This is a genomic window from Catenuloplanes japonicus (assembly GCF_000717135.1).
Classification (GTDB): Bacteria; Actinomycetota; Actinomycetes; order Mycobacteriales; family Micromonosporaceae; genus Catenuloplanes; species Catenuloplanes japonicus.
This window is the reverse complement of record NZ_JNXY01000006.1, coordinates 410,570-435,282: the sequence shown is the minus strand read 5'-3', so window position 1 is coordinate 435,282 and position 24,713 is coordinate 410,570. Positions and strand designations below refer to the sequence as shown.

Here is a 24,713-nt window from a genome sequence, read left to right as displayed (position 1 = left end):
CGCGTCAATATAGCCAGCCCTCGCTCGGCGCGACGGTACTCATGCGATCAGAGCCGGCGCCTTCCGTGATCACGTGGCTGCAGTCCAACACCGGCGAGGCCCTCTACACGACCACGATCACGGTCGCCGAGATTCGCTACGGCATCGCCCGACTACCCGAGGGGCGGCGACGCGACCCGCAACACCGAGGACTTCGCCGGCACCGGCGTAGCCCTCGTCAACCCGTGGGACACCCCGGCGCCGTAATGCCGCCGCCCGATCCGTACCCCCGTTATGTTCTTGATCATTTGTTTTGACACGATTCTCGGATGGCTGAAGCACAATCGCGACCCCGGTTCACGGTGATCAACGGAGGTGGCGGTGGCGGCCCGGCGGCCGAACTGCTCCGCGTGCTGGCCGAGGCGGGGGTGCCGCAGGAGGTCCTGGACGGGCTGGACGGGGTGACCGATCCGGACCAGGTGATCGAGCATCTCGCGGCGGCGGGTGTGCTGCCGGAGCCGGGCGACGCCGTGGCCGGGCTGATCAGCGGGTTCGCGCCGCTCACCGAGCGCGGGATCGGCGCGCTGGAGGCGGAGATCAGCGCCTACGAGTTCCTGGCCGCGATGCGCGCCGCGCCGCACGCGCCGACCGGCGACGACGAGATCGAGATGCTGATCGCGCTGGCCGGGCAGGTGGAGACGCACGGCGGACCGGCCGCGCTGGCGATGCTGCGGCTGCTGGCCGTGACCGGCCCGAAGCGGGCCCGGCCGGCGGCGGCGCAGGCGGCGGACCGGATGGTCGCGGGCGGCCTGCGGGACCGCCCGTGGGTCAAAGACCTGGGAAGACCCGTCGTGGGTACGCCGGCGTTCGGCTACGGCGACGATCTCGGCTCGCAGGAGACGGTCGCGGTGACGTTCCGCTACGGCCGCCGGGACCACGCGGTCGCGGTCCTGATCGACCATCACCTCGGCGGCGGCGTCAAGGACATCTGGGCCGCGTCCGAGCCGGAGGTGCTGCGGGACGGTTTCCGGTCGGCCTCGGGACAGGGCGGCATCGTGTTCCGCGACTACACGCCGGCCGAGGCGGCCGCGATCCTGCGGCGCGCGCTGGACCGGCCGGCCTGCCCGGAGCAGCCCGACCAGGTCGCGGACGTGGAGGTGTTCCTCGACCTGCTCCGCGGCCGGGTGGAGCTGCTGCCGCCGTCGCCGCGCGCGGACGTGCGGCGGCTGCGCTAGACGGCGCTACTCGATGACGCGGGCCTGGTGGCTGAGCGCGTCGCCGGCCGGCGGGCGGTACGCGAGGCTGTGTTCCACCAGGTCGGCGTCCGCACCCGCGCGCTCACCCAGCCAGGTGACCCAGTCCGGGATCAGCGCCACCAGCTCGGACGCGCCGGGTTCCTGGAAGTAGTCCCGCAGGAGCAGGACATTCCGCGCGACGCGGTGCGCGGAGAACGTGCCGTAGAGCCTGGTCGCGTCCGTCTGCCACGACTCCGCGAAGTCGGTGGCGAGCTCGTCCAGGTCGTCCGGCAGCGCGTCCGGGCGCCGGGCGCGCAGCCACGCGGCGAACTCGTCGGCGGCCGTCTCCGGCCCCAGCTCGGGCCAGGTACGCCGCACGGGTCCGCGCAGGTCGCGAACGGTCTCGGCGAGTCGCAGGCCGCGGTGGAACTCGGTGAACTGCGCCGCCGACTCCCCGCCCATGCGTATCGCGCCCCGGTCCCGGGGCAGCACCTCGTCCAGGATCTCGGCGTCGTCGATCGGGGACCACGGCGCGTCCGCGGCCGCGAACGGGCCGACCCCGGCGTGCCAGGCGGCGAGCGCCTCGTCCGGGCCGGCGTGGAAGCCGCTGTGGACGGTGGAGATCGACAGGCCACAGGCGTCGACGTCCCACAGGTACCAGCGGAGGTCGCCGCCGGGGACGGTGAACGGCGCAAGGATGCCGAACCGGCTGCCGTAGCGGTCACGGACCCAGCGGACGTCACCGGCCGGCTGTGCCGACGGCACCGGGTTCTGGCGCCGCGCCTTCTTGATCTGGCCGTGGAAGCGCGCGGGCGCGATGGCCGCGACGGCGGCGAAGATCCGCCGGCCGGTGTCGCCGTCCACCGAGGCCGCGGCCTTGATCAGCGCTTCCATCACGTGCTGCGGGCCGGCGTACGCCTCCAGCGGTTCCTCCTCGAACGCGTGGATCACGGGCCCGATCAGCGCGCACAGCCGGTCCTCCAGGGCCGGGGCGTCCGGCAGCGTCGCGATCTCGTCGACGAGCTGCGCCACCAGCGTCTTCACGGCCGGGGTCACCCGGACGACGCGCTGATCGTCGAGGGGGTGCCGGCCTTCGATCGCCCGACTCCGGGGCGCGTGCTTCGGCGGCTTGCTCTTCGTGGACTTGCGCTTGCGCGACACCGGCATGAGAGAAGCGTATAAGCCGCCCCGCCTGCATCACTCCTTCGTGGCACCGCCTCGCGCAATAGATGTTTCTGGATATTGACAGCTTTCGGACTATCCGTAAACTCTCCTAACAGAGAGCGCTCTCACCTCCTTACCTACCCCCACCGGAGGTATGTCCATGAAACGGAAAATAGGTGCGCTCTCCAGCCTGATCCTCGGCGCGAGCCTGCTCGCCTCCACCCAGGCCGCCACGCCCGCGCTCGCCGCGCCCGACCTCCCGCCGGGACAGGTCGACGCGCTGCTGCGGGACCTGCAGGTCACGGACGGCCAGCTGGCCACCCGGCTCGTCACCGAGGCCGCCGCCCCGCCGATCGAGAAGCAACTGCAGAAGACGCTGGGCAGCGCGTACGCGGGCACATGGGTGACCGAGGACGGCCGCACCGTGATCGCCGGCATCACCGACCCGGCACGCGCCGCCCAGGTCCGCGCGGCCGGCGCCACGCCGAAGGTCGTCACCCGCAACCTCGCCACGCTGGACCGCCTCGCCGCGACGCTGTCCTCCCCCGGGCCCGACGTGCACTCCTGGTACGTCGACCCGGTCACCAACACGGTCACGATCAAGGCGTCCAGCACGGCCGCGGCGAGCGCGTTCGCGCGTACCGCCGGAATCCCCGCGGACGCGGTGAGCGCCGTGGCCACGACCGAGGCGTACAAGCCGGTCTACGACATCCGCGGCGGCGACCAGTACGTGATCAACAACAGCGTGCTGTGCTCGGTCGGCTTCGCGGTCGCCGGCGGCTTCGTCACCGCCGGGCACTGCGGCGGCGTCGGCGCCACCACCGCCGGCAGCGGCGTCGCCCAGGGCACGTTCCGCGGCTCGGTCTTCCCCGGCGACGACCTCGCCTGGGTCCAGACCAACTCGAACTGGGTCTCCCAGCCGTGGGTCAACAACTACGGCGGCGGCGTGGCCACGGTCGCCGGCTCCACCGAGGCCGCGGTCGGCGCGTCCGTCTGCCGGTCCGGCCGGACCACCGGCTGGCGGTGCGGCACCATCACCGCCAAGAACGTCACCGTCAACTACTCCGGGCAGATCGTCAACGGCCTGGTGGGCAGCTCCGCGTGCGCCCAGCCGGGCGACTCCGGCGGCTCGTTCATCTCCGGCAACCAGGCACAGGGCGTCACGTCCGGCGCCGGCGGCGACTGCACGTCCGGCGGCACCACCGTCTACCAGCCGGTCAACGAGATCCTGCAGCGGTACGGCCTCTCGCTGACCACCACCGGCGGCGGCAGCTCCGGCAACCGGCTCATCGGCCTCGCCGACAAGTGCATCGACGTCCCCAACTCCAACGCGACCGACGGACAGTTCCTGCAGCTCTGGACGTGCAACGGCACCGGCGCCCAGAACTGGACCTGGCCCGGCGACGGTACGGTCCGCGCGCTCGGCCTCTGCATGGACGTGGCGTGGGGCTCCACAGCGAACGGCGCCGTCATCCAGCTCGCCAACTGCAGCGGCAACCCCGCCCAGCAGTTCGTCCTGAGCGGCGCCGGCGACCTCGTCAACCCCCAGGCCAACAAGTGCGTCGACGTCGTCGACTGGAACACCGCCGACGGCGCCCGCCTCATCCTCTTCGACTGCCACGGCGGCGCCAACCAGAAGTGGCGCCGCGGCTGATTCCGCGTGCGAGCTGCCGAGCTGGGCCTGTCCGGCTCGGCAGTCTCCGGGGCGACGCCCGGCGTACGGTTCTGATCGTGCATGCAAAGCTTCCCGAGCTGTACGTTGCCGCGGACGTCGAGGCCGACGGCCCGATCCCCGGCCCCTACAGCATGATCTCGCTCGGTTTCGCGGTCGCGGGCCGACCGGATCTCACGTTCTACACCGAATTGCGGCCGATCTCGGATGACTTCGACCCCAAGGCGCTCGCCGTCTCCGGCCTGGACCGGGATCGGCTGCTGTCCGAGGCGCCTGCGGCCGAGGAGGCCATGCGCGCCGCAGACGCCTGGGTGAACAGTCTCAGACGCATCGGAAGGCCGGTGTTCCTCGCCGCACCGGCCGTGTGGGACGGCATGTTCGTGCACTGGTACTTCATGCGGTTCGTCGGCCACAGCCCGTTCGGCGCGACAGGTTCCGGTGTGGACCTCCGCAGCTACTGGATGGGGCGAACCGGACATGAGTGGGTCGAGACACGGAAGGGCCGCATCAAACACGAACTCGGTCTGCACGACGTCCCGCACACCCACCATGCGGGTGACGACGCCCGGGAACTGGCACAAGTCTTCCAGGCGGCGCTCGATCACGCTGATACAGTCATCGATGCAGACACTTCACTTCGGGGGTGACGTGAATCCGGCCACGCAGTTCGATGAGCTGTTCGCAAAGATGCGCACCACCCTTCAGGCGGTACGCACAGGCACGGCTCCGGATCCGAGCGGCTCCGCCGATTCCGAGGAACCGGTGGAGACAGTCGGGCAGTCTGCCGACGGCCGGGTGCTGGTCACCTTCTCCGGCAACCGGGTGAGCCGTGTGGACATCGATCCGCGACTACTGCAGGCCGGCACCGACTCACTCGGAGAGTTCGTGGCCGAGGCCGTGAACGCCGCGCTCGACCAACTCCGTTCCGGCGCCGGCCACGTCAACACGGAAACCGACACCGCCGCTCTCGCGGAACGGCTGGATGAGCTTCAGACCGAGTCGATCCGCAGCATGACCGCGATGAACGAGATGCTCACCGAGGCGGTTCAGCGCATCTCACGATCGGGACGCTGACCGTGTCGAACGGTATCGAGATCGACCCGCCCGCGGTACGGCAGTGCGCGGACGACATCGCGGCCATCGCCCGCGACGTGAACGCTCGATGGCAGGCGCTGGCCGCGCAGAGTGAGGGCTTCGGCGACATCTTCGGTGACGACGACGTCGGCAGCCTGATCAAAATGTCCTACCAGGCGGCTGTCGAGATCGCCGCTGAATGCATGACGTCCGTGTCCGACGGGCTGACCGGCTTCAGCGAGGGGCTCGGTGTCATGGCAACCGAGTACGAGCTGGTCGAACAGGACAACGAGAGTCTTTTCCGGCTGACCTGAGGAGGCTGTCGTGGGCCTGATGATCCCCGGTGAGCTGGCCGCGCTGCTCAACGAGCTCGGCTACACCTGGCCGATGTCGGACGAGACGAAGATGATGGAGCTGGGGCAGGCGTGGTTCGAGATGACGGCCCCGCTCGATGCCGCCGTCGCCGGCAGTGAGTCTGCGGTGTCAGCCATGGTGCAGCACAACAGAAGTGGTGATGTTCAGGCCTTCCTCAATCGCTGGGGCGGGGACGACGAGGCACTCGCCGTGCTTCGTGACGCGGCCGTGGGAAGTCAGGCGGTCGGTGCCACGCTGATCGTCTGCGCGATGATCGTTCTGGCTTTGAAGATCAATGTCATTGTCCAGCTCACGATCCTGCTCATCCAGATCATCCAGGCGATCGCGACGGCGGCGGTGACGTTCGGGGCGTCCCTGCTGGAGATCCCTATCTTCAAGAAACTCACCGATCTGGTCATCGACCTGCTCATCGACCAGGCGATCGGCGTGGTCCTCGGGTGAACACCCGCCGGGGCGCCGGACGCGGCGCGGGAGACGCGGCCGGAGGCGTCATCGCCCGCGCAGCCCGAAGCCTGTTGCGACGCGCCCGCACGGGTGTGCGTCGGGCCCCCGATGCGACACCCGCGAGAGCACGACAGGTGCCTCAGGGGCTGACCGATCGGCAGTGGCAGCGGTTCTCGCGCGGTGCCCGGCAACTGCAGCGTGACGCGCGCCTTCCGCCCGGAGATCTGGGCGTTCACGGCAGCCGCGCACGTGGCACCGCGCGCAGCGACTCGGATATCGACGTGGCCTTGAGAGTCGACGACCGGACGTTCCATGACCTGGCTCAACGGGCCCTCGCCCGTGCACCGGAGGGAACGCGGCTGCGTCGTACGATGTTGCGCAGGATCAGGAACAACGGTCAATTGTCGAGCTTCGACCTGGGCACCGAATTCACCAACCGGCGGCAGGCTCTGCTCGACAGTCACGTATCGGTGCCGGTGCAGTTCTCGGTGCTCCGTCGTGGCGGCCCGTTCGACAACGGGCCATATATTCCGTTGGACAGCTAAACCTGGAGGAATGGTGACCGGCACCGGCCCGACACTGCAATTTCTGACGATGGTCGACGGGTCGATCGACGAGGGTGGGCTGCACGAGCTGCTGGCACGAGGGCTGAGCGCGACACCCTACCGGCGCAACTCCCTGCACGCGCGCGGCAACCTCATCGAGATCCAGCCGAACGAGGAGGCCGACGCGGAACTGGCCCGCACCGACGAGGACGACTTCCTCTACTTCCGTTGGCGCGTCGAGGCGACACCGACGGACCGGACGATCGGCGAGGCGGAGCAGATCGCGCTCGCCCGGGACATCGTCCGGGTCGTGCAGGCCGACCGGCTGAGGGCGATCGTCTGCGCGGCTTTCGAGGACAAGGTCTGAGTCTGTACCGCACGAGCATCACCGGACCCGGTGTGTGCGACCCGCACCGCGCCGACCGGTAGAGTGGTCCAATGCCGCAGCAGCCGCAGCCTGCCTCGTTCGGGCTGGACGACTTCGGGCTGGATGATCGGATGCGGCTGTTCGGGTATGTGACGGCGGACAACCGGCTCGCCTATCTATGGGTGTTGCGGGCCTTCGACGCGGCCCGGTCCAGCTACCAGGTCGTGCTGCACACCTCCGAGGTCTCGGTGACGCTCGCCGGCCTGGCGGACATGCACCGCGAGTGCCCGGACCCGGCGGCTCTCGAACTTCCCCGGCTGCTGGACGCGCTGGTCGACTGGGGTGTGCTGGATCGCAGCCAGGACGGTGCCCGCGCGGCGACGCTGGCCGAATATCGCAACCGCCATTCGGTCTACCAGTTCACCGAGGCCGGCTATCGCGCGCACCGGGCGGTGGAGAGCGTGCTCGCCGCGGGGCTGGACGACAGCACGCTGTCCCGGCTGGTCTTCGCGGATCTGCTGGCCGACCTGAAGGCGCTGGCGGCGGCGAACACGGCCGGTGACGCGGAGGAGGTCTACCGGAAGCTGAACCGGCTGGACCGGGCGCTGGCGGACGTGGCGGAACGGGCCGCGCGGTTCTACCACATGCTCGGGGATCTGGGCCGCACCCACGACGTACGCCCGGAGGTCTTCCTCTCGCACAAGGATGCGCTGCTCGCACACCTGCGCGATTTCCACGACGAACTGCAGCGGTACACGCCGAGGCTGCGGGAGGCCGTGTTCGAGGTCGAGGAGACCGGGCTGGAGCGCCTGATCGAGGCCGCGGCCGAGGCGGACGAGCGGCTGTTCGCCACGCCGGCGGAACGTGTGGCCGACTGGCATCGCCGGTGGGCGGGGCTGCGGTCGTGGCTGGCACCGGCCGGTGCGGGCCCGAGCGAGGCGGATCGGTTGTCCGGCGCCACGATGGCCGCGATCGGGGACGTGCTGGCGCTGCTGCGCCGGGTGACGGAGGCACGCCGGGGCGGGGTGAGCCGGGAGTCGCAGTTGCGGCACCTGGCGGCCTGGTTCGCGGGCACCGGCTCGGAGGCGTCCGCGCACGCGCTGTTCGACGTGGTGTTCGGGCTGGGCGCGCCGCGGCACGCCGGTGTCGCACACGCGGACCCGGAGGCGATCCCGGGGCGTCTGTCCTGGTGGGACGCGCCCGCGGTGGAGCTGTCCCGGACGCTGGTGCAGTCGGGGCGGCTGCCGGGTCAGGGCAACGGCCGTCCGGCGCGGGTGGATCGGGCCGATTCGTCGCGGCGGGCGCTGCGCGAGCGGCAGGTGGCCGAGGAGCGCAGGCAGGCCGAGGCCGCGGGCCGCCTCATCGGCACCGGCGCGGACGACAAGCTCGACGCGGCGCAGACCGCGGCGCTGCGCCGTCTGCTGGACATCGCGCTCGCGGCCAGAAACAACCAGAAGGACCGGCCGCTGGCCGCCGCCGCGTTCGGTGTGCGGCTGACGCTGACGCCGGTCCCGGGCCGGTTCACCACGGTGGAGACCGAGGACGGTCGCCTGCACCTCGACGGTTACGCGCTGACGGTGGACAAAGCGGCGCACACGGCGGCCGTATGAGGTTCGCCGCCGCCGTCTCCGATCTGGAGCTGGCCGACTATCAGCGTGCCGTGCGTCTGGTGCTGCGGCATCCGCTGATCACCGCGACCTGGCCGGACGAGAAGGCGCTGCCGCGGGTGCGCCGGTTCGCCGCGGAGCTGCGCGGCGATCTCGCGGAGGCGTTCGGCTACCGGCTGGAGCTGCACGGCGCGACCGCGCGGCTGGTGCGCACGGTGGACGCGCTGGATCCGGACCGGCCGGCCACCTCGCGCACGGGCAAGACGTTCGACCGCCGCCGGTACGCGTACCTGTCGCTGTGCCTGGCCGTGCTGGGCCGGGCCGGCGTGCAGATCACGTTGAGCGAGCTGGCCGACGCGGTCGCCGGCGACGCGAACCGGATCGGCGGCCTCGGCCTGGACCCGGACCACGGCGCGGACCGTCGCGCGTTCGTGGACGCGGTCGCCTGGCTGGAGGAGCGCGGTGTGCTGCGCCTGGCCGACGGTTCGAGCGCGTCCTGGGCGTCCGACCCGGGCGCGGGCGAGGCGCTCTACGACATCGCACGCGACGCGGTGCTGGCGCTGTTCCGCCCGCCGCGCGTGCTGCAGCACATCGAGTCGGTCTCCGCACTGCTGGACCGGACCGTGTCCAGCAGCGGGAACGCGGAGCGCCGGGCCGCCGCGCAGGCGGCCCGGCGGGCCGTGGTGGAGCGCCCGGTCGTCTACTACGCGGACGTCGCGGCCGAGATCGGCAACCACCTGCGCGGCCAGGCGCTGCCCGCCGACCTGGCGCGGCTGACCGGCCTGCGGCTGGAGCGCCGGGCCGAGGGGGTGCTGCTGGTCGACACCGCGGGCTGGTCCGCGGAACGGTTCCCGGGCACGGGTTCGGTGGCGCAGGCCGCGATCCTGCTCGCGGTGGAGATGGCGGAGCGGGTGCTGGACCCGGACGGCCGGCGTGCCCGGCGGATGCCCGCGCCGGACCCCGAGGAGCACCGGATCCAGCTGGTACGGGACGCGGACGCGGGACTGCCGGCCGCGACGATGATCATGCCGGACGACGACGGTCCCCGCGAGGCACCGGAGACCGAGGAGCACAGACTCCCGCTGATCACGGACAGCTTCCTGCGGGAGGCGACCACCGAGATCCTGCGGCGGTACGGTTCCGCGTTCGGCGCCGCCTGGCACTCCGACCCGGACCGGCTGCGGACGGAGGCCGTGGCGCTGCTGGCCCGGTTCGGCGCGGTGATCATGGTGCCCGGTGGTGTGCTGGTCCGCCCGCTGGTGGGCCGCTATCGCAGCACGGTCGCCCAGGTGAAGCAGAGGACACTGTTCTGATGGCACGTTTCGCCCCGACCCGGGCCGGGATCATCAACCTCTGGGACTACCGGGACGAGGAGTTCCTGTTCGTCGACGGCTGGCTGGTGCTGCGCGGCCCGAACGGCTCCGGCAAGACCAAGGCGCTCGAGGTGCTGTTCCCGTTCGTGCTGGACGGGCGGATCGAGCCCCGGCGGCTGAACCCGTTCGCGGGCGAGGACCGCACGATGAAGTCGAACCTGCTCTACCGCGGGCAGGACGTCGCGCACGCGTACGTGTGGATGGAGTTCGGCAACGGCAGCGAGCACGTGACGATCGGGATCGGGCTGCGCGCGCACCGGCACAACGATCGGGTGACCCGCTGGCACTTCGTCGCGGACGGCCGCGTCGGCGTGGACCTGTCGCTGCTGGACGCCGATGACCGGCCGGTGTCGCGCAAGGAGCTGATCGAGCGGCTGGGCGCCGACGCGGTCCGGGACTCCGCCGAGGAGTACCGGCACCTGGTCGACGCACGGCTGTTCGGCCTCGGGCCGGCCCGCTACGAGCAGCTGCTGGACCTGGTGCTGACGCTGCGCAAGCCGCAGCTGGCCAAGGATCTGAACCCGGTCGAGCTGTCCCGGACGCTCCAGCGTGGGCTGCGGCCGGTCGAGGACCATCTGCTGGTCGAGGCCGCGCGCTCGTTCGACGACATGGAGGCGGTCGCCCGTACCCTCGAAGGTCTTGTCGCCGCGGACGGCGCGACCACCGCGTTCCTGTCCGTCTACGCCACCTATCTGCGCACCCACGCGCGGGCCGCGGCCGACGCGGTCACGGCGCGCCGGGCGAGCGTGGCAGAGCACCGGGACGCGCTCGTCACGGCGCGGGAGGCGGCGGCCCGCGCGTCCGTCGCCGTGTCGGAGGCGGCGGACCGGCAGGACGCGGCCGAGGGCGAGCCCGGCCGGCTGCGCGCCCATCTGGACCGGCTGAAGGGCTCGGCCGCGTACCGGTCGCACGAGCAGCTCGCCGACCTGGAACGGCACGTCCACGACCTGTCCGCGGCCGCCGCGCGTGCGCTGGCAGCGGTGACGGCCGAGGAGACCGCGGCCGGCCGGCGCCGCGACGAGCAGGACCGGGCCGAGTCCGAGTCCCGGGAGGCGCGCGCGGCCGCCGGGCGTCTCGCCACCGGCCTCGCGGCCGAGGCGGAGACGGCCGGCATCGTCTGGGCCGCCGCCGACGCCGAACCCGACGGCCTGGCGACGCGCCTGTCCGCGCGGGCCGAAGCCCGCCGTGCCGACGTCCTCGCGGTCCGGACCGCCGCCGACCGGCTCACCGAGGCCGAGCGTGATCATGCCCGCGCCGTCGACGCCGACCGTGCCGCCCGCGACGCGGTCGATCGGGCCACCGACGACGAGCAGCAGGCCATCTCGCACCTGGCCCAGACCCAAGAGCAGACCGCAGCGGGGGTACGCCTCTGGGGCGCCGACCACGCGGCCGTGCTGTCCACACTGGACCTGCCGGGCCTGCCCGACGCGCTCGCCGAGTCACTGGACGCACCGTCCCTGCGGGACGCCTACGCGGAGGCGGTCGCCGCCCCGGTCGCGGCACGCCGGGACTCGGCCGCGGCGCTGTCCGCGCAACACGACGGCCGGGTCACCGAACGGCGGCAGGTCGAGGAGGAACGGAACCGGATCGCGGCCGAGCACGACGACGCCCCGCCGCCGTCCCCGACCCGCCCTGCCGCGCGTGACGGGCGTCCGGGCGCACCGCTGTGGCGGCTGGTCCGGTTCGCGGACGGCGTGCCCGAGGCGGAGGCGGCCGGGATCGAGGGCGCACTGGAGGCGGCCGGCCTGCTCGACGCCTGGCTGCGCCCGGACGGCTCTTCGCCGCGTGCACGGCACGCCGCACCGGTTCCGGCGGAGACATCGTGGTCCGGCGAAGGCGGATCTCCGCAGCCGGCGGACGTGCCGGTCTCCGGCGAGGTCGCATCCCCGCAGGCGAGCGGCCTTCTCACCGAGGAGGACGCGTTCCTGCGCGCCGGCCCCGCCGTGGCCGGCGCGAGCCTCGCGGACGTGCTGGTGCCCGAGGATCAGGACCTGGTGCCGGCCGCGCGGATCGTCGAGGTGCTGGCCGGGATCGCGCTCGGCGACCTGGCCGTCCCGGCCGGGGTGACCGTCGAGGGCGGGTGGGCACAGGGCGCCGGGGTCGGACGGTTCGGCAAGGACCGCGGTGAGTACATCGGCGCCACCGCACGGGCCGCGCGCCGGGCCGCCCGGATCGCCGAGTGCGACCGCCGGCTCGCCGCGCTGGACCGGGAGATCGCCGAGATCGAGGCCGCCCGGCAGGCGGTGCGGGACGTGCTCGCGGCCGTGGACCGGGCCGCCGCCGCACTGCCGTCGCTGGACGGAATCCGGCAGGCGGAACGGGCCGTGGACCGGGCCGCCACCGCCTCCCGCATGCGCCGGGAGGCGGCCGTCGACGCCGCGAACCAGCTGGACTCGGCCGCTGCGGTTCGGGCCGGCACCGGCGCCGCACTGCGCCGGGCCGTCGCGGACCGCGGGCTGCCGGTGGAGTCGCTCGACGCGACCGCATCCGCGGTGGACCGTTTCGACCGGGCCGGCCTGCGGCTCGAACACGCGCACACCGCGGCCGGGCGGGCCGCCGTCCAGGCCGCGCAGGCCGCGGACCGGCACGCGGAGGCGCACGGCCGGTGGGAGACCGCGGTCGAGTCGGCGCAGGAGGCACGGCAGCGGCACGCCGAGAAGGACCAGGAGTTGCGCACGCTCTCCGACGCGATCGGCGCGGAGGCGGCGGAGGTGCTGGCCGAGGTCGCCCGCACCGAGGAGGCCGTCGGCGCCGCCGAGACCGCGCTCGCCGAGGCCCGCGCCGCGCTCACCGAGGCCCGCACCGCACAGGCCGGCGCGGCGGCACGCGTGGAGATGGGCGAGGAGTCCGCCGGACGCGCGGTCGCCGAGGCCCGACAGGAGGCGGTGCGGCTGCGCCCGTACGCCCAGGCCGATCTTCTGGGTTTGATCCGTTGCCCCACGGACCTGCGCTGGCCGGTCACGGTCGACGGCGACCTCGACCCCGCCGTGATCGCGCTGCACGAGGCGATCCTGGCCGCCACCCGCGAGCTGGCCCCCACCGAGTCGTCGCTGAAGCAGAGCGCGACCCGGCTCACCGGCGCGCTCACCGAACTGCAGGCGCAACTGCCCGCCGCCGGCCTCGACCACCGTCCCGAGTGGGACACCGACGAGGGCGTGATCGTGGTCCGGGTCGCGGACGAGCAGGGCCTCACCCCGGTCGCCCACTTCGCCGACCGGATCGCCGCCGAGCGCCGCGACCAGGAACAGCTGCTCACCGACGCGGAGCAGAAGGTGTTCGAGGACGCGCTCCTCGGCCAGCTCGCCGGGCAGATCCACCGGCGCACGATCGAGGCGCGCGACCTGGTCGGCGCGATGGACACCCAGATGCGGGCCCGGCGCATGTCGTCCGGTCTGACCGTCGGCGTCGGCTGGCGGCTGGCCGACGACCTCGACCCGGAGCAGCGCGAGGTGTGCGGCCTGCTGGAACGCGACCCGGCCCGGCTCGGCCCCGGCCAGCTCACCACGCTGCGCCGCCACTTCGCCGCCCGGATCAAGCAGGCGCGGGCGCAGGCGCCGGAGAAGCCGTACCGGGATCTGCTCGCCGAGGTGCTCGACTACCGGCAGTGGCGGACGTTCGCGTTCGCGCTGCATCGGCCGGGCGGGAAGCCGGAGCCGTTGACCCGGGCCCGGCACAGCCAGCTCTCCGGCGGCGAGCAGTCCGTGTCGCTGCACCTGCCGCTGTTCGCGGCCGCGAACGCGCTCTTCGGCTCCGCCCGCCCGGACGCGCCCCGGCTACTCGGCCTGGACGAGGCGTTCGCCGGCGTCGACGACAACGGCCGGGGTGAGCTGATGTCGCTGGCCAAGCAGTTCGACCTGGACCTCTTCATGACCGGGTACGACCTGTGGGCCACCCACCCGGCCGTGACCGGCGCCGCGCACTACGACCTCTCGCACTCCACCGTGGAGCACGCGGTCTCGACCGTGCTGCTGGTCTGGGACGGCACGATGAACGTGGCCGACTTCGACGGGACGCTGGCCCGCGCGCTCGGCTCCCCCGAGACACGGCGGGCCGCGCGGTGACCGATCCGGCCACGGACCCCGGCTGGCAGCGACTGCTCGCCGCCGCCCGGCGCAGCCTGGAACGCACCGGCGGCGCGCTGGACGGAAGCATCTCGCTCGCCACGCCCGACGACGCCGAACGCCTCGTGATCATCGGCGTGACCGGCACGCATCGCCCCGCCGGGACGGCCCGGGTCAGCGTGCGCCTCGCCGACCTCGACGACCACCTGCGCGCCGCTCATGGCCGGAGCCTGGCCTCGGTCGTCGGCCCGTTCCGCGACCGCCCCGGCGAACGTGCACGCGACGCGGTCGGCCGGGACGCCGTGCTCGCGCTCACCGCGTCCTCCCGGCACTCGGGCGAGGCCTGGTTCGAGACCTGGCTGGACGCGATGCGCCGCGACGGCACGCTCACCCGCATCGTCCGCTGCGGCCTGCCGTTCCCGGACGTGCTCGCGGTCCTGGACGCGCTGCCCGCCGCCGACGAGCCGATGCCGGTCTTCGCGGAACGCGTCCTCTCCGACACGAAGGCGCTGGCCGACGGCCCGGTACGCGGCCTGGTCCTGCGCGCGCTCGCGGTCTGGCACGGGTTGCCCGCGCCCGCCTCCGCCGCTGCGGAACACGAACGGGCGCTGTGGGAGCTGGCCGGCGTCGTCCCGGACGATCTGGCCAGCCAGGTACTGGTCCTCAACCTGCCCGCGTCCGGCGGTGGCCCGCTCGGCGGCTGGCTCACCTCGGCGGCGCAGACCCATGTCCCGTTCCGGGTGACGCTGCATCAACTGCGGATCGCGCCGCTCCTGCTCCGTACCCCCGAGGTTTTCGTCTGTGAGAACCCGGCCGTGCTCCGCGCGGCGGCGGGCCGGGCCACCCGCCCGCTCGTCTGCACCGAGGGCGTGCCGTCCGCCGCCGTCCACACGTTGCTGGCCGCCCTCGCCCCGGACACCGTGATCCGCTGGCGCAACGATTTCGACTGGACCGGCGTACGCCTGACCGGCAGCGCACTCACCCGCTACCCGGCCGCGGTCCCGTGGCGGATGGCCGCGTCCGACTACGCGGCCGGGACCGCCGGTATTCCGCTGGCCGGGCCGGCGGCGGGGACACCGTGGGATCCGGCGCTGGGTGCGCTGATGCACGAGACCGGGCGGGCGGTGATGGAGGAGAGACTGCTCGATGCGTTGTTGTCCGACCTCACCCCTGCCGGACACCCGGTCACCATCACCTGAGTCGCGTCAGCTTGTTGCCAGACAGAGTTCCCCGCCCACCGACCGGGCCGTGATCAGGCCACCGCCCTCGAACTCGATCTCCAGGCCGATCGGCTCCCCCGCCTCGTCGGTCTCCGGCCGCATCGAGACGATTCGCCGGCCGGCACCCGCGATCGGCCGGCGCGTGTACGCCTCCGGCGGCCACAGATAGTCCGGCAGCGCCGCATCCCGCCGTCGATCGGTCCGCAACGACCAGTCTGTCCACACCGTGCACAGCAGCGCCGACCCGTCACCGAGCACGATCTGGAGGGCTGCGAGGTCCCCGTCCTCGTCGAGCACCTCGACCACCGACTCCGCCGTCGTCCCGACCAGCTCGTCGTCCACCGTTCAGCCCTCCTGGTTCCGTACCACGGTGGCACCGTTGTACCAGCCGTTCCCTGCCGGGCCGAGGGGGAACATCGTCACGAAGGACCCGTCACCCTTCGTGATGAGCAGGTCTGTGCCCTGGCGGTAGAACTGATAGTCGGTACCGCCGCCACGCTGCGGATTCCACGGCCCGACCCGTACCTCCTCCGGATCCGCATGCACCGCGTGAATCCGGTTCTCGAACCACTGGCGCGCCTCCGGATCACCGGGATCCAGACCGTAGTCCTTGGCGTGCTTGCCCCACTTCTTGCCGAACTGCCGATCGCCGACGCCGCTCAGCGGCGGCCGGAGGGCGCGGCTGAGGCCGGGCGGCGTTGTGCCGCCTCTTCGGCCTTCCGCTTGGCCTTGTGGCGTTCCCGGCTGTTCTTACCCACGGATGCCTACCGGCGCTCATTCGAGCAGGTTGCGGATGTCCTCGGTGGTCAGGGCCGCGTCCGCGAAGTCGCCGCCGTCGAGGACGCTGCTGAACAATTCGGCCTTGCGGGCCTGGAGCGCCATCACCTTCTCCTCGATGGTGTCCTTGGCGACGAAGCGGTAGACCATGACGGTGCGGGTCTGGCCGATGCGGTGGATCCGGTCCACCGCCTGCGCCTCGGTCGCCGGGTTCCACCACGGGTCGAGCAGGATGCAGTAGTCGGCCTCGGTCAGGTTCAGGCCGAAGCCGCCGGACTTGAGGCTGACCAGGAAGACCGGCGCGGTGCCGCTCTTGAAGCCGTCGATGATCTTTGCTCGGTCGCGGGACTTGCCGTCGAGATAGAGACACTCGATGCCGGCGTCCTCCAGCCGTTGCCGGGCCGCGGTCAGGAACCGGGTGAACTGGCTGAAGATCAGCACTCGGTGCCCCTCGGCGACGAGGTCGGTGACGCGATCGCCGAGCACGTCCAGCTTGGTCGACGCGATGTTCGCGTGCTTCGGGTCGACCAGGCTCAGGTCCAGGCTGGCCTGCCTCAGCAGCGTCAGCGATCGGAAGATCTCGAAGCGGTTCTTCTGCAGGTCGCCGAGGAGGCCGAGCACCTTCTGCCGCTCGCGTTGCAGGTAGGTCTGGTACATCTTGCGGTGTTTCGGGTTCAGCTCCAGCTCGACGATCTGTTCCTGTTTGGCCGGCAGCTCGGTGACCACCTCGGACTTGCGGCGGCGCAGCATCAGCGGCCGGATCCTGCGGCGCAGCTGGGCAAGCCGGTCCTCGTCGTGCTCCTTCTCGATCGGCTTGCGGTAGTAGTCGTTGAACCGGTCGTGCCGGGGCAGCAACCCTGGCGCGGTGATCGACAGGAGCGCCCACAGTTCGCCCAGGTTGTTCTCCATGGGCGTGCCGGTGATGGCCAGTTTGAACGGGACGGGCAACTGCTTGGCATTCCGGTAGCCGTGCGACTGGGAGTTCTTGACGAACTGCGCCTCGTCGAGGATGAGCCCGGCCCACGGCAACGCGGCGTAGTCGTCGTACTCCAACCGGAACAGCGTGTACGACGTGACCACGATGTCCGCGCCCTCGACCGTCTCACGCAGCGAACCGGTCCGGCGCGCACCCGTCTGCACGATGGTGCTGACCCGCAGGTGCGGGGCGAAGCGGCCGGCCTCGTGCGCCCAGTTGCCGACCACGCTGGCCGGCGCCACGACCAGAAACGGCGCGTCGGCGGCCGCATGGCAGATCAGCGCGAGCGCCTGGAGCGTCTTCCCGAGGCCCATGTCGTCGGCCAGCACCCCGCCGAGCCCATGGCGGTGAAGGGCGGCAAGCCATTCAAAACCTTCCACCTGGTACGGCCGGAGCGTGGCATTCAGCCCGGCCGGCACCGGGTCGCGGTCTCCTGCTCCGGCCACGCTCAACGCCCGGATCGACTCCTGCCAGGCGGCCGCCTGCCCGGAAAGAACGCCCAGCTCGGACAGCTCCTGCAACAGCCCGGCCTGGAACCGGCCGACCCGCAGCACGCCCGGCGGCGCGTCCTGCAGCGCGCGGGACTCGGTGATCAGGTCGCGGAGCTGGCGGAACTCGTTCTGGCCGAGACCGAAGTATCTGCCGCTCGGCAGAATCATGAACTCCTGGTCGGCCGCCAGCGACAGGAACAACTCGTCGAACCCGACGTCCTCGCCACCGACGGTCACCCGTACCGCGAGGTCGAACCAGTCGGCCTGAGCCCCGTGCTCGCCGCCGCCACTGCCGCTGCCGAACGAGACGACCGGCGCCGACTCCTCCTCGACGTAGTCGGGCAGGTCACCGTCCGCGTCGAACTCCAGCGCGAGGTCGCCGGCCTCGGCCACCCGGGGAAGGATGTCGCGGACGATCCGCAGCATGTGATCGCCGTCGGCCATGACGTGGCCGCGCAGGCGCTCACCACCGGGCGCCGGCTCGGTCATCCCGTACTCGGGCCCGGCCACCAGCGCCACCGCCCGGCGCAGCGTCGCGGCGCGCTCGGCCGTCTCGCGGGTGCCGTCACTCACGCGTTCGCGCTGGATCTGCCGCCCGATCGTGGAGATCCAGTCCCAGGTCAGCGACATGCGATGCCCGGGAAGCTTGTGCGCGGTCAGGGTCAGGACCGCCGGCGCGATGTCGGGCAGCCCGGCCTCGCCGGCCGCGACGATCTCGGACCGGTGCATCAGGCCCGGGTAGTACTGCCTCAGGAACCGCGGCTCGTCGGCGGCCGGGACGACGATCGCCGGCACCGCGAGCGCCCGCCGGGCCTGACCGGTCAACGGCCGATCCGTGGGTGCCAGCCGCAGCGGGCCCGCACCCCACCAGGCGACGCCGTGCACCGGGTCACCGATCATGACGGAGCTCGCCGGATCGATCACCTCGCCGCCGCTCGTCAGCACCGGGCGCAGCCGAAGATCCGCGCCGTCCCGGTCGGCGTGGACGGAGAACCGCACCGGCGCGGACACCGTCACCGGCGCCGACGCCCGGCCGCTCTGGACCAGCGGCAGCCCGGCCTCCTGCGCCTCGGTCAGCACGTCCCACACCCGCCGGCTGCGGAACTCGTCCAGGTAGACGACGCGATGGCCGCCGCCGTAGTAGGCAAATCGGTACGGGTCGTGGTCGTCGGCCTCGGCAAGCGCGCGCAGCTCGTGAAGCAGCGCGATATGCCGTTTCGCCCGGAGCGACCGGGCGTGGTAGGCGTAGTGCAGCGTCGACCACGAGATGCCGGTGCGTACCCACCCTTTCTTGCCCGGCACCACGGGGCGCAGCGCGGCCCGGCCGCCGTCGATCTCGACCTGAAGCGCGATGTCCGGGGCCTCGTGCTCGTCCGGCGACGGATCGGTACCCATCAACGCCGTCAGCAGCGGTTCCCAGGGGGCCGCCGCCTTCTTGCGCCGCTTCGCCGGCACGGCGGCCGCGGGCGTCTGATTGCCGGCCAGGGCCAGCGCCAGTGCCACCGGATGGAGGCAGCCGGGCGCGGCAGCGCACGTGCAGTCACCGCCGACACGCACCTTGCCGTTCGCCGCGGTCTCCACCGACGCCGTGACCAGACCGGTCGCCAGGCCGCGCACGACGGCGAAGCCCTGCCGGGCCTCGGCCTCCCACCGGATGTCGATCAGGTCTCCGCCGGCCAGGATTGCGCGCGCGGCCAGGAAGTTCCTGTTACCGACCGCATCGCAGATCGCCGCCTCATCCGGGGTCAACACCAAGCGCGCCACGAGGACCAACAGTATCGAAGCTCCCCACCGGACCCGGGGACGTGCCCTCGATCGGGTGGTCGGCGGGCCTCACCGCGGTTCCGGCTCACGCACTGTCACCACCGACCGCTGCGCTCGGACGACCTCCCGCCTCGTCACGGGGATGCCGAGGCGGTCGAGGGACTCGGGGAGGCGGTCGTCGTGGGTGAAGACGATGAGCTGGCGGGTGCGGGAGGTCTCGGCGAGGATCTCGGCGAGACCGTCGACCTTGGACGGGTCCATGCTCTGGACCGGGTCGTCGATGACGACGAAACGGTACGGGCTGGCGTCCGCGCAGGCGCGGGGCAGGAAGACGGCGAGGCCGAGCGCGTGCAGCTCGCCCTGGCTCATGACCGCGAGCGCGCTGGTGGCCGCGTCGTCGACCGCGACCGGGAACTCGACGCGGCGGGACGTGTTGACGCCGGACATGGTGATCTGCCGGAGGTCGACGTTGCTCTCCCGGCGCAGGCGCCGCCACAGGTGGTCGGCCTGGGAGACGAACGTGCCGAGCCGTTCCGTCCTGATCCGGTCGGCGGCGTGGCCGAGCGCGGTGCGGGCGCGGACGAGCCGTTCCAGCTCTGCGGCCTCGGCGCGCACGACGCGCGCCTCGTCGATCCATCGGCGGATCGCGGCGGCCGGCTCACGCGACCCGTCGTGGCGGCGGTCGAGCCAGTCGGCGGCCTCGGCGGCAAGCCGCGAGTGAGCACCGACGACCGCCTCCCAGACGCCGCCGGCCTCCGAGCCACCGCCCGGCTCCCAGACCCCGCCGGCCTCCCGCGCACCCCCGACCGGCAGCGCGTCCAGCGCGGACCGCAGTGCGGCGGCGGCCTCGGGCAGCTGGCGGGCGAGTGCGGCGGCCAGCGGGGTCAGCCGGCCGCGGACGTCCCTGAGCAGCTCCGCGACAGCCCGGTCCGCGGACGCGTGGCGATCGCGGGCGGCGCGGGCGGTGGTGGCGGCGTCGCCGAGCCGCTCCAGCTCGGTCAGGGCCGCACGTTGCCACGCGTCGTCGAGATGCCCGGACCGGCAGACCGGGCAGGGCTGATCGCCGCCGTCCCGGTGCAGGTCGACGGCCTGCCGGAGCAGCTCGGCGGCGCGGTGTGCGGCGGCGCTGTCCGTGCCGGCCGCGGCCTCCGCCTCCTTCGCCGCCGCGTCCCGCTCCAGCAGCGCGGGCTGCGGGTCCGGCAGCTCCTCCGAGGTGAGCCGCCGGGCGGCCGTCACCGCGCGCACGTCCATGCTCTCCGCGTCGTCGCCGGTCAGCGCCGCGAGCGCGGTGAGATCGCGCGACGCGAGCGCGGACAGCGCCCGCACGGCACGGGGGTCGTCGGTCTCGCCGAGCATCACGCGCAGCCGGTCGTACCCCATTTTGAGGCTCTTGACCCGGTCTTCCCTGATCTTCCGCTGCCGTTGGAGGCGCTTGTCCGCCTCGGGCAACGGGCCGAGGCCGAGGATCGGGGCGATGGCGTCGTAGAGCTCGGTGGGCTTCGCGGTGATCACCCGCTCCAGGTCGCGCGCGGACAGGAACGGGCGGTAGCGGTCGATCCGTCCCGCCCAGTCCGGCAGCGGGCCGCCGTCGTGCAGCACGGCGAGCTCGGCGGCGGCCAGGTCGGTGCTGCCGGCCGGCCACGTGCGGCGGATGGTCACCGAGGGGCCCGAATCCGGCCGCAGCGTCACCTGGATGCCGGCGGGGCCGTCCTGGTGCAGGTTGCGCCAGCCGGTGCGGAACGCCGCGGGGCGCTGTGACCAGCGCGTCGAGTCGGCGGTCAGGGCGAACTCGACCGCCTCGGCGAAACTGGACTTGCCGGAGCCGTTCCGCCCGGTGATCACGGTGAGCCCCGGTGCGGGCGTGAGCGGGATCGTGGCCATCGGGCCTATGCCACGGAAGCCGCGGACCTTGACGGACTCCAGGAACAGGCGGGTGTCACCGGGATCGGCGGGCGACGCCGGCTCCGGCCGATCGCGCCACACGCCGCGCAACGCCTCGTCGAGCGCCTGATCGCCGTCGACGGCGGCGAGGATCAGGTCGCGGACGTCGGGGTCCAGCTTTCCGGCCAGATCGTGCAGCAGCGGCATCCCGGTCTCCATCTCCATTGGACCTACGGCGAGCGTCCACGATGACAGAGACGGAAGATCGAGTAACGGCCCGGCCGCACGATCGGTCACCCGCACACGAAGGCGCGCCGACCGGCATCGGTCGGCGCGCCTCGGCAGGTGTATCAGGCCTGGAAGTTCAGCTTCCGGCGACGGGCCATGAAGAACAGGCCGCCACCGACCGCGAGCAGCACGGCCGCGCCGGCCACGATGGAGCCGACGGCGGTGCCGGTCAGCGGCAGCTCGGGCTCGCCCGGCTCACCGCCACCGGTGCCGGGGACCGGGGTGGAGTCGCAGTTCTCCGGGCCGGCCCAGACGACCTCGCCCAGCGCGTCCAGCCCGCCCTCGACCTTGACGGTGAGGCCCTCGGTGCCCTCGAAGGTCACGTTCTCGGTCTTGCCGGCGGCCACGGTGACGGTCTTCGCCTCGCCCTGGTTCGGGGTGAAGGTGACGGTCAGGTCCTTGCCGTTCTCCGGGTTCTTGACCTCGAAGGTCAGGCCCTCACAGGTCTGGGTGACCGAGCCCTCGGGCGTGCCGACCTCGGGGGTCTTGCAGTCCTCCGGCTTGGTCCAGGCGCCGCGGTACAGCTCCTTGTCCTTGGACTTGACCACGATGTTCTTGGCGTTCGCGGCCGGCACCTCGACGGTGACCGGCGCCTGGTTCGCCGTGAGCGTCTGGGTCTTGCTGAAGCCGCCGTCCGCGGTGATCGTGAACGTCTCACTGAAGGTGCTGCGGTTGATCAGCGTGAGCGTGACGTTGCCGTCGCAGTCGGGGAGCGCCTCGACGGCCGGCTCGGCCTTGCAGGTGCCGGAGCCGCCGTTGTAGTACGCGTGCTGCGGCTGGCCCGGGGCCGGCTTCGACTGGGAGGTCTCGCCGACCTTGCGGTTGCCGTACCGGTCGCTGCTGTCCGTCAGCGGATTGATGATCTGGTCACCGAAGACGAAGTCGACCTGGGTGAAGCACTCCGGGACCTCGACCTTGAACTTCAGCTCGTTCCCGCTGAACTCCTCGGACGTGGCCGGCACGAACTTCTTCACCGAGCTGTCGAGCAGGTGCTGCGGCGTGGCGAACTTCGCCGACGGCGCGGTGTAGGACACCAGCGCGAACGCCTGCTCGGCGCAGAGCGGGCCGTTGAGCAGCTTGATGCTCGCGGTGCCCTTGGGGCCGTCGAAGGAGTGCTCGTACGTGGCCTTGTCCGGCGTGACGCAGGCCGTGCCGTGATTGCCGGTGGCGCTCGCCGGGGAGCCGACGGCGGCCAGACCGGTCAGGCCGAGAAGGACACCGGCCGCGAGGGCGGCGGCACGGCGGAAACGGGGGGCGGATCTCATAGGTGCGACGCTCCAAAAGAGGGGAACGAGCGGGGCACACCGATCGTGGTCGGTGCGACCCGGGTGATGCCAATTCACTGACGACGCTTCACAATCCGCCGGTAGGCGCTTCCTCCGACGGGGTCACGCCTTTGAATCAAGGGACGCACGAGCGTCGATTGTCGCTAGTAGACAGGGGTGGCTCGTAGCGCCGCCTGAGGTTAGCCATTTCACCTTCGCCACAGAAATTTTTTAGGGTGCCCTTAATCTCTTGATACCGATTCGAGATATTTATTGAGCGCACAGGCGTTCCACGGTCGCTTTTCGTGGCCACCCCGGAGGGAAATCGCAGCTTTGCACGGATGCCGGAGGCAGCCATGCTGACGCCGGCACTGCCGGCACGCCAAGCCCGGAAACGAGAAGTACGCGCCCCTCCCCGGACCACGACCGAGGAGCTTCATCGATCGGCGCAAGTTGCTCCGCAAGCCGGGAATCCGCTGCAGGCTCCCCCCACACGACGATGGTTGCCGATATGGTCGTCTCATGCCGCTCTCATCCGCGCACTCGGATGACGACTACTTCTTCGACGACCGCAACACCGCCCGGCAGACTCGCGGCAACTACTCCTTCCAGGACCACTGCCTCGTCATCCGGTGCATCGACAACCTCGTCTCGGGTGGCCTGCACCGGGTCGTCGCGGAGTGGAGCAGTGACTATCTGGCCGTCTCCGCAGACGGCGTCGTCGAGCTGGTCTCGATCAAACACCGGCGGCCTGACCAGCCGTTCTGGACTCCGTCCGAGCTGTGGAGCCCGGTCGCGGATCTGTACTCCTACTGGGTGGCAATGGGCCGTACCTGCGACTGCGCGTTCGTCTCGAATCTGGCGGTCCCGGCGAAAACGATGGAGACGCTGGCCGGCACCTGGTCCCGGAAGTCGGGCCTGCCGGCAGCGGAGACCGATGCCTTCGTTCGGAACGTGCTCCTCGTCAACGCGCAGGTGATGCCGCATCAGCCACACATTCGCGCGGTCGCGGTCGACCGGATGCGCCGGGCCCTGATCGATCTGGATCGCGACCCGCAATATGCCGAGCAGTGCTATCGCGCGATCCATCGGCGGGTCGTCGCCGTCTCCACCGAGGAACCGGAGTCTCCCGAGCGGAAGGGGCGGCGTCTCGCGGGGCTCATGCGATCGCTGAGGTCCGCCGTGGGACCCCAGATCGCCGACCACACGCTGACCATCGCGGATCTTCGACGGCTCGTGCTCACCACCCATGACGACTGCGTCGACCATGGGGTAGCGCGTGACGTACCCATGCGATCCGCGTCCAGCTCACGCGCGGCCGGCGAGTGGCGGCCCGGCGCGCGGGTACGAGTATCCGGCGCGCTCTTCCTCATCCAGGGGGAGGTGACGACCCGTACCTCATTCGACGGTAGCCATCGCCGATGGGAGGCATGTGCCAGCCGGCTGACACCGGAATGCGGACCTGTCTGGCTGCGCAGGGTCGACGCGCTGGACGAGCACGAAACCGGCCGTGCTGAGCTGCGTCGTGAGGCGCACCTGATGCGGGACCTGCGTGCGGTTCCCGGAGCGCCCAGGGTTGCCGATCTCATCGAGACGGGCGGCAGTGCCGTCCTGGTCGTGGCGCGTCCGGCGGGCCGTTCGATCTTCGAGACTCTCGGACCGGCGGATGGCGGCTATCCCCCGTTGCTCCTCGATGCGGCGCTTCGCGGCCTGCGCTCCCTTGGCGTTGTCCTCACGGCCCTGCATGACCGCGGCCTCTCCCACCGTGAACTCTCACCTTCCACCCTGCTGGTCACCGCCGATCGGGGCGACATCGTCCCGCGCGATCTCGGCATGGCCGCCACCGCCGCTGCTCCCGGTGAGGGACCGGACGGATACCGAGCACCGGAGCAAGACCGGCCGTTGCGACACCCGATCGGCAGCTGGACCGATGTATTCCAGCTCGCGGCGATTGTGTACCACCTGTCCACCGGGTATCTGCCGGGACACCGGCCACTACCGCCGAGCACGCTGCGGCCGGGCCTTTCGTCGCGTTTCGACGACGTCCTCCTTCCCGCGCTCCGGGAAGAGGCCAATCAACGGCCGGACGCCGGCCGATTCTTCGGAGACCTGTCCGGGCTGGTCGGGCAATCATGACCATCGCTCTCCACGGCCC

Annotated in this window: 19 protein-coding genes; 13 read left to right on the top strand and 6 right to left on the bottom strand. The window is 71.9% G+C overall.

All coding sequences use genetic code 11. From position 1 onward, the window contains the following. The first annotated feature begins 308 nt into the window (after window positions 1–308). Complete coding sequence (locus OP04_RS12745) at window positions 309–1,214, top strand: hypothetical protein (RefSeq protein WP_157239745.1); 906 nt, start codon at window positions 309–311, stop codon at window positions 1,212–1,214. A gap of 6 nt (window positions 1,215–1,220) precedes the next feature. Here the strand turns inward: OP04_RS12745 and OP04_RS12740 are convergent, their stop codons facing one another. Continuing rightward, window positions 1,221–2,381, bottom strand: a complete 1,161-nt coding sequence (locus tag OP04_RS12740; RefSeq protein WP_033339742.1) for a hypothetical protein — start codon at window positions 2,379–2,381, stop codon at window positions 1,221–1,223. A 157-nt stretch (window positions 2,382–2,538) separates the two neighbouring features. Between OP04_RS12740 and OP04_RS12735 the strand changes: the two genes are divergently transcribed. From OP04_RS12735 to OP04_RS12685, 11 genes are all read left to right on the top strand, one after another. After that, window positions 2,539–4,032: a ricin-type beta-trefoil lectin domain protein gene (locus OP04_RS12735; protein WP_033339741.1), complete on the top strand. Its 1,494-nt coding sequence runs from the start codon at window positions 2,539–2,541 to the stop codon at window positions 4,030–4,032. A 77-nt stretch (window positions 4,033–4,109) separates the two neighbouring features. Then, window positions 4,110–4,697 carry a hypothetical protein gene (locus OP04_RS12730; RefSeq protein ID WP_033339740.1) on the top strand — a complete coding sequence of 196 codons (588 nt, stop codon included), beginning with the start codon at window positions 4,110–4,112 and terminating at the stop codon, window positions 4,695–4,697. Between the two features lies 1 nt (window position 4,698). Beyond that, a complete protein-coding gene (locus OP04_RS12725) occupies window positions 4,699–5,124 on the top strand; it encodes a YbaB/EbfC family nucleoid-associated protein (RefSeq protein ID WP_051797720.1) in 426 nt (141 codons plus the stop codon). 2 nt (window positions 5,125–5,126) lie between these two features. Further along, on the top strand, window positions 5,127–5,438 hold the full coding sequence (locus tag OP04_RS12720; RefSeq protein WP_033339739.1) for a WXG100 family type VII secretion target: 312 nt from the start codon (window positions 5,127–5,129) through the stop codon (window positions 5,436–5,438). A gap of 19 nt (window positions 5,439–5,457) precedes the next feature. Further along, window positions 5,458–5,940, top strand: coding sequence for a WXG100-like domain-containing protein (locus OP04_RS12715; RefSeq protein ID WP_232323572.1), 483 nt, complete (start codon window positions 5,458–5,460; stop codon window positions 5,938–5,940). Window positions 5,941–6,077: 137 nt separating this feature from the next. Continuing rightward, window positions 6,078–6,488, top strand: coding sequence for a nucleotidyltransferase domain-containing protein (locus OP04_RS12710; RefSeq protein WP_033339737.1), 411 nt, complete (start codon window positions 6,078–6,080; stop codon window positions 6,486–6,488). 10 nt (window positions 6,489–6,498) lie between these two features. Beyond that, window positions 6,499–6,855: a hypothetical protein gene (locus tag OP04_RS12705; RefSeq protein WP_033339736.1), complete on the top strand. Its 357-nt coding sequence runs from the start codon at window positions 6,499–6,501 to the stop codon at window positions 6,853–6,855. 71 nt (window positions 6,856–6,926) lie between these two features. Continuing rightward, entirely contained in the window at window positions 6,927–8,465 is a 1,539-nt protein-coding gene (locus OP04_RS12700) for a TIGR02677 family protein (RefSeq protein WP_051797717.1), read from the top strand. Then, window positions 8,462–9,775, top strand: coding sequence for a TIGR02678 family protein (locus OP04_RS12695; protein ID WP_033339735.1), 1,314 nt, complete (start codon window positions 8,462–8,464; stop codon window positions 9,773–9,775). Before OP04_RS12700 ends, OP04_RS12695 begins: the two co-directional genes overlap by 4 nt. Then, entirely contained in the window at window positions 9,775–13,896 is a 4,122-nt protein-coding gene (locus tag OP04_RS12690) for an SbcC/MukB-like Walker B domain-containing protein (RefSeq protein ID WP_033339734.1), read from the top strand. Before OP04_RS12695 ends, OP04_RS12690 begins: the two co-directional genes overlap by 1 nt. Beyond that, on the top strand, window positions 13,893–15,095 hold the full coding sequence (locus OP04_RS12685; protein ID WP_033339733.1) for a TIGR02679 family protein: 1,203 nt from the start codon (window positions 13,893–13,895) through the stop codon (window positions 15,093–15,095). Before OP04_RS12690 ends, OP04_RS12685 begins: the two co-directional genes overlap by 4 nt. 6 nt (window positions 15,096–15,101) lie before the next feature. On the opposite strand, the gene OP04_RS12680 is transcribed toward OP04_RS12685, so the two are convergent. The 5 genes from OP04_RS12680 to OP04_RS12660 all read right to left on the bottom strand — a co-directional run bounded on the left by OP04_RS12680 (window position 15,102) and on the right by OP04_RS12660 (window position 22,558). Further along, complete coding sequence (locus OP04_RS12680) at window positions 15,102–15,458, bottom strand: hypothetical protein (RefSeq protein WP_033339732.1); 357 nt, start codon at window positions 15,456–15,458, stop codon at window positions 15,102–15,104. A 3-nt stretch (window positions 15,459–15,461) separates the two neighbouring features. Further along, window positions 15,462–15,662, bottom strand: coding sequence for a hypothetical protein (locus tag OP04_RS12675; RefSeq protein WP_033339731.1), 201 nt, complete (start codon window positions 15,660–15,662; stop codon window positions 15,462–15,464). Window positions 15,663–15,890: 228 nt separating this feature from the next. Beyond that, the gene (locus OP04_RS12670) at window positions 15,891–19,112 is read right to left on the bottom strand and encodes a DEAD/DEAH box helicase (RefSeq protein ID WP_157239738.1); all 3,222 of its coding nucleotides are present in this window, start codon (window positions 19,110–19,112) and stop codon (window positions 15,891–15,893) included. Window positions 19,113–19,193: 81 nt separating this feature from the next. Continuing rightward, the gene (locus OP04_RS12665) at window positions 19,194–21,212 is read right to left on the bottom strand and encodes an AAA family ATPase (protein ID WP_198153802.1); all 2,019 of its coding nucleotides are present in this window, start codon (window positions 21,210–21,212) and stop codon (window positions 19,194–19,196) included. Window positions 21,213–21,355: 143 nt separating this feature from the next. Further along, complete coding sequence (locus OP04_RS12660) at window positions 21,356–22,558, bottom strand: LPXTG cell wall anchor domain-containing protein (RefSeq protein WP_051797710.1); 1,203 nt, start codon at window positions 22,556–22,558, stop codon at window positions 21,356–21,358. 522 nt (window positions 22,559–23,080) lie between these two features. Between OP04_RS12660 and OP04_RS12655 the strand changes: the two genes are divergently transcribed. Beyond that, window positions 23,081–24,694 carry a protein kinase family protein gene (locus OP04_RS12655; RefSeq protein WP_033339730.1) on the top strand — a complete coding sequence of 538 codons (1,614 nt, stop codon included), beginning with the start codon at window positions 23,081–23,083 and terminating at the stop codon, window positions 24,692–24,694. Window positions 24,695–24,713 lie beyond the last annotated feature (19 nt).

Bases quoted from the DNA above. Each gene is read 5' to 3' on its own strand.
- OP04_RS12665 (WP_198153802.1), bottom strand. From the start codon at position 21,212: ATGCCGCTGCTGCACGATCTGGCCGGAAAGCTGGACCCCGACGTCCGC.
- OP04_RS12700 (WP_051797717.1), top strand. From the start codon at position 6,927: ATGCCGCAGCAGCCGCAGCCTGCCTCGTTCGGGCTGGACGACTTCGGG.
- OP04_RS12655 (WP_033339730.1), top strand. From the start codon at position 23,081: ATGCCGCTCTCATCCGCGCACTCGGATGACGACTACTTCTTCGACGAC.
- OP04_RS12740 (WP_033339742.1), bottom strand. From the start codon at position 2,381: ATGCCGGTGTCGCGCAAGCGCAAGTCCACGAAGAGCAAGCCGCCGAAG.
- OP04_RS12735 (WP_033339741.1), top strand. From the start codon at position 2,539: ATGAAACGGAAAATAGGTGCGCTCTCCAGCCTGATCCTCGGCGCGAGC.
- OP04_RS12690 (WP_033339734.1), top strand. From the start codon at position 9,775: ATGGCACGTTTCGCCCCGACCCGGGCCGGGATCATCAACCTCTGGGAC.
- OP04_RS12660 (WP_051797710.1), bottom strand. From the start codon at position 22,558: ATGAGATCCGCCCCCCGTTTCCGCCGTGCCGCCGCCCTCGCGGCCGGT.
- OP04_RS12695 (WP_033339735.1), top strand. From the start codon at position 8,462: ATGAGGTTCGCCGCCGCCGTCTCCGATCTGGAGCTGGCCGACTATCAG.
- OP04_RS12705 (WP_033339736.1), top strand. From the start codon at position 6,499: ATGGTGACCGGCACCGGCCCGACACTGCAATTTCTGACGATGGTCGAC.
- OP04_RS12745 (WP_157239745.1), top strand. From the start codon at position 309: ATGGCTGAAGCACAATCGCGACCCCGGTTCACGGTGATCAACGGAGGT.
- OP04_RS12715 (WP_232323572.1), top strand. From the start codon at position 5,458: ATGATCCCCGGTGAGCTGGCCGCGCTGCTCAACGAGCTCGGCTACACC.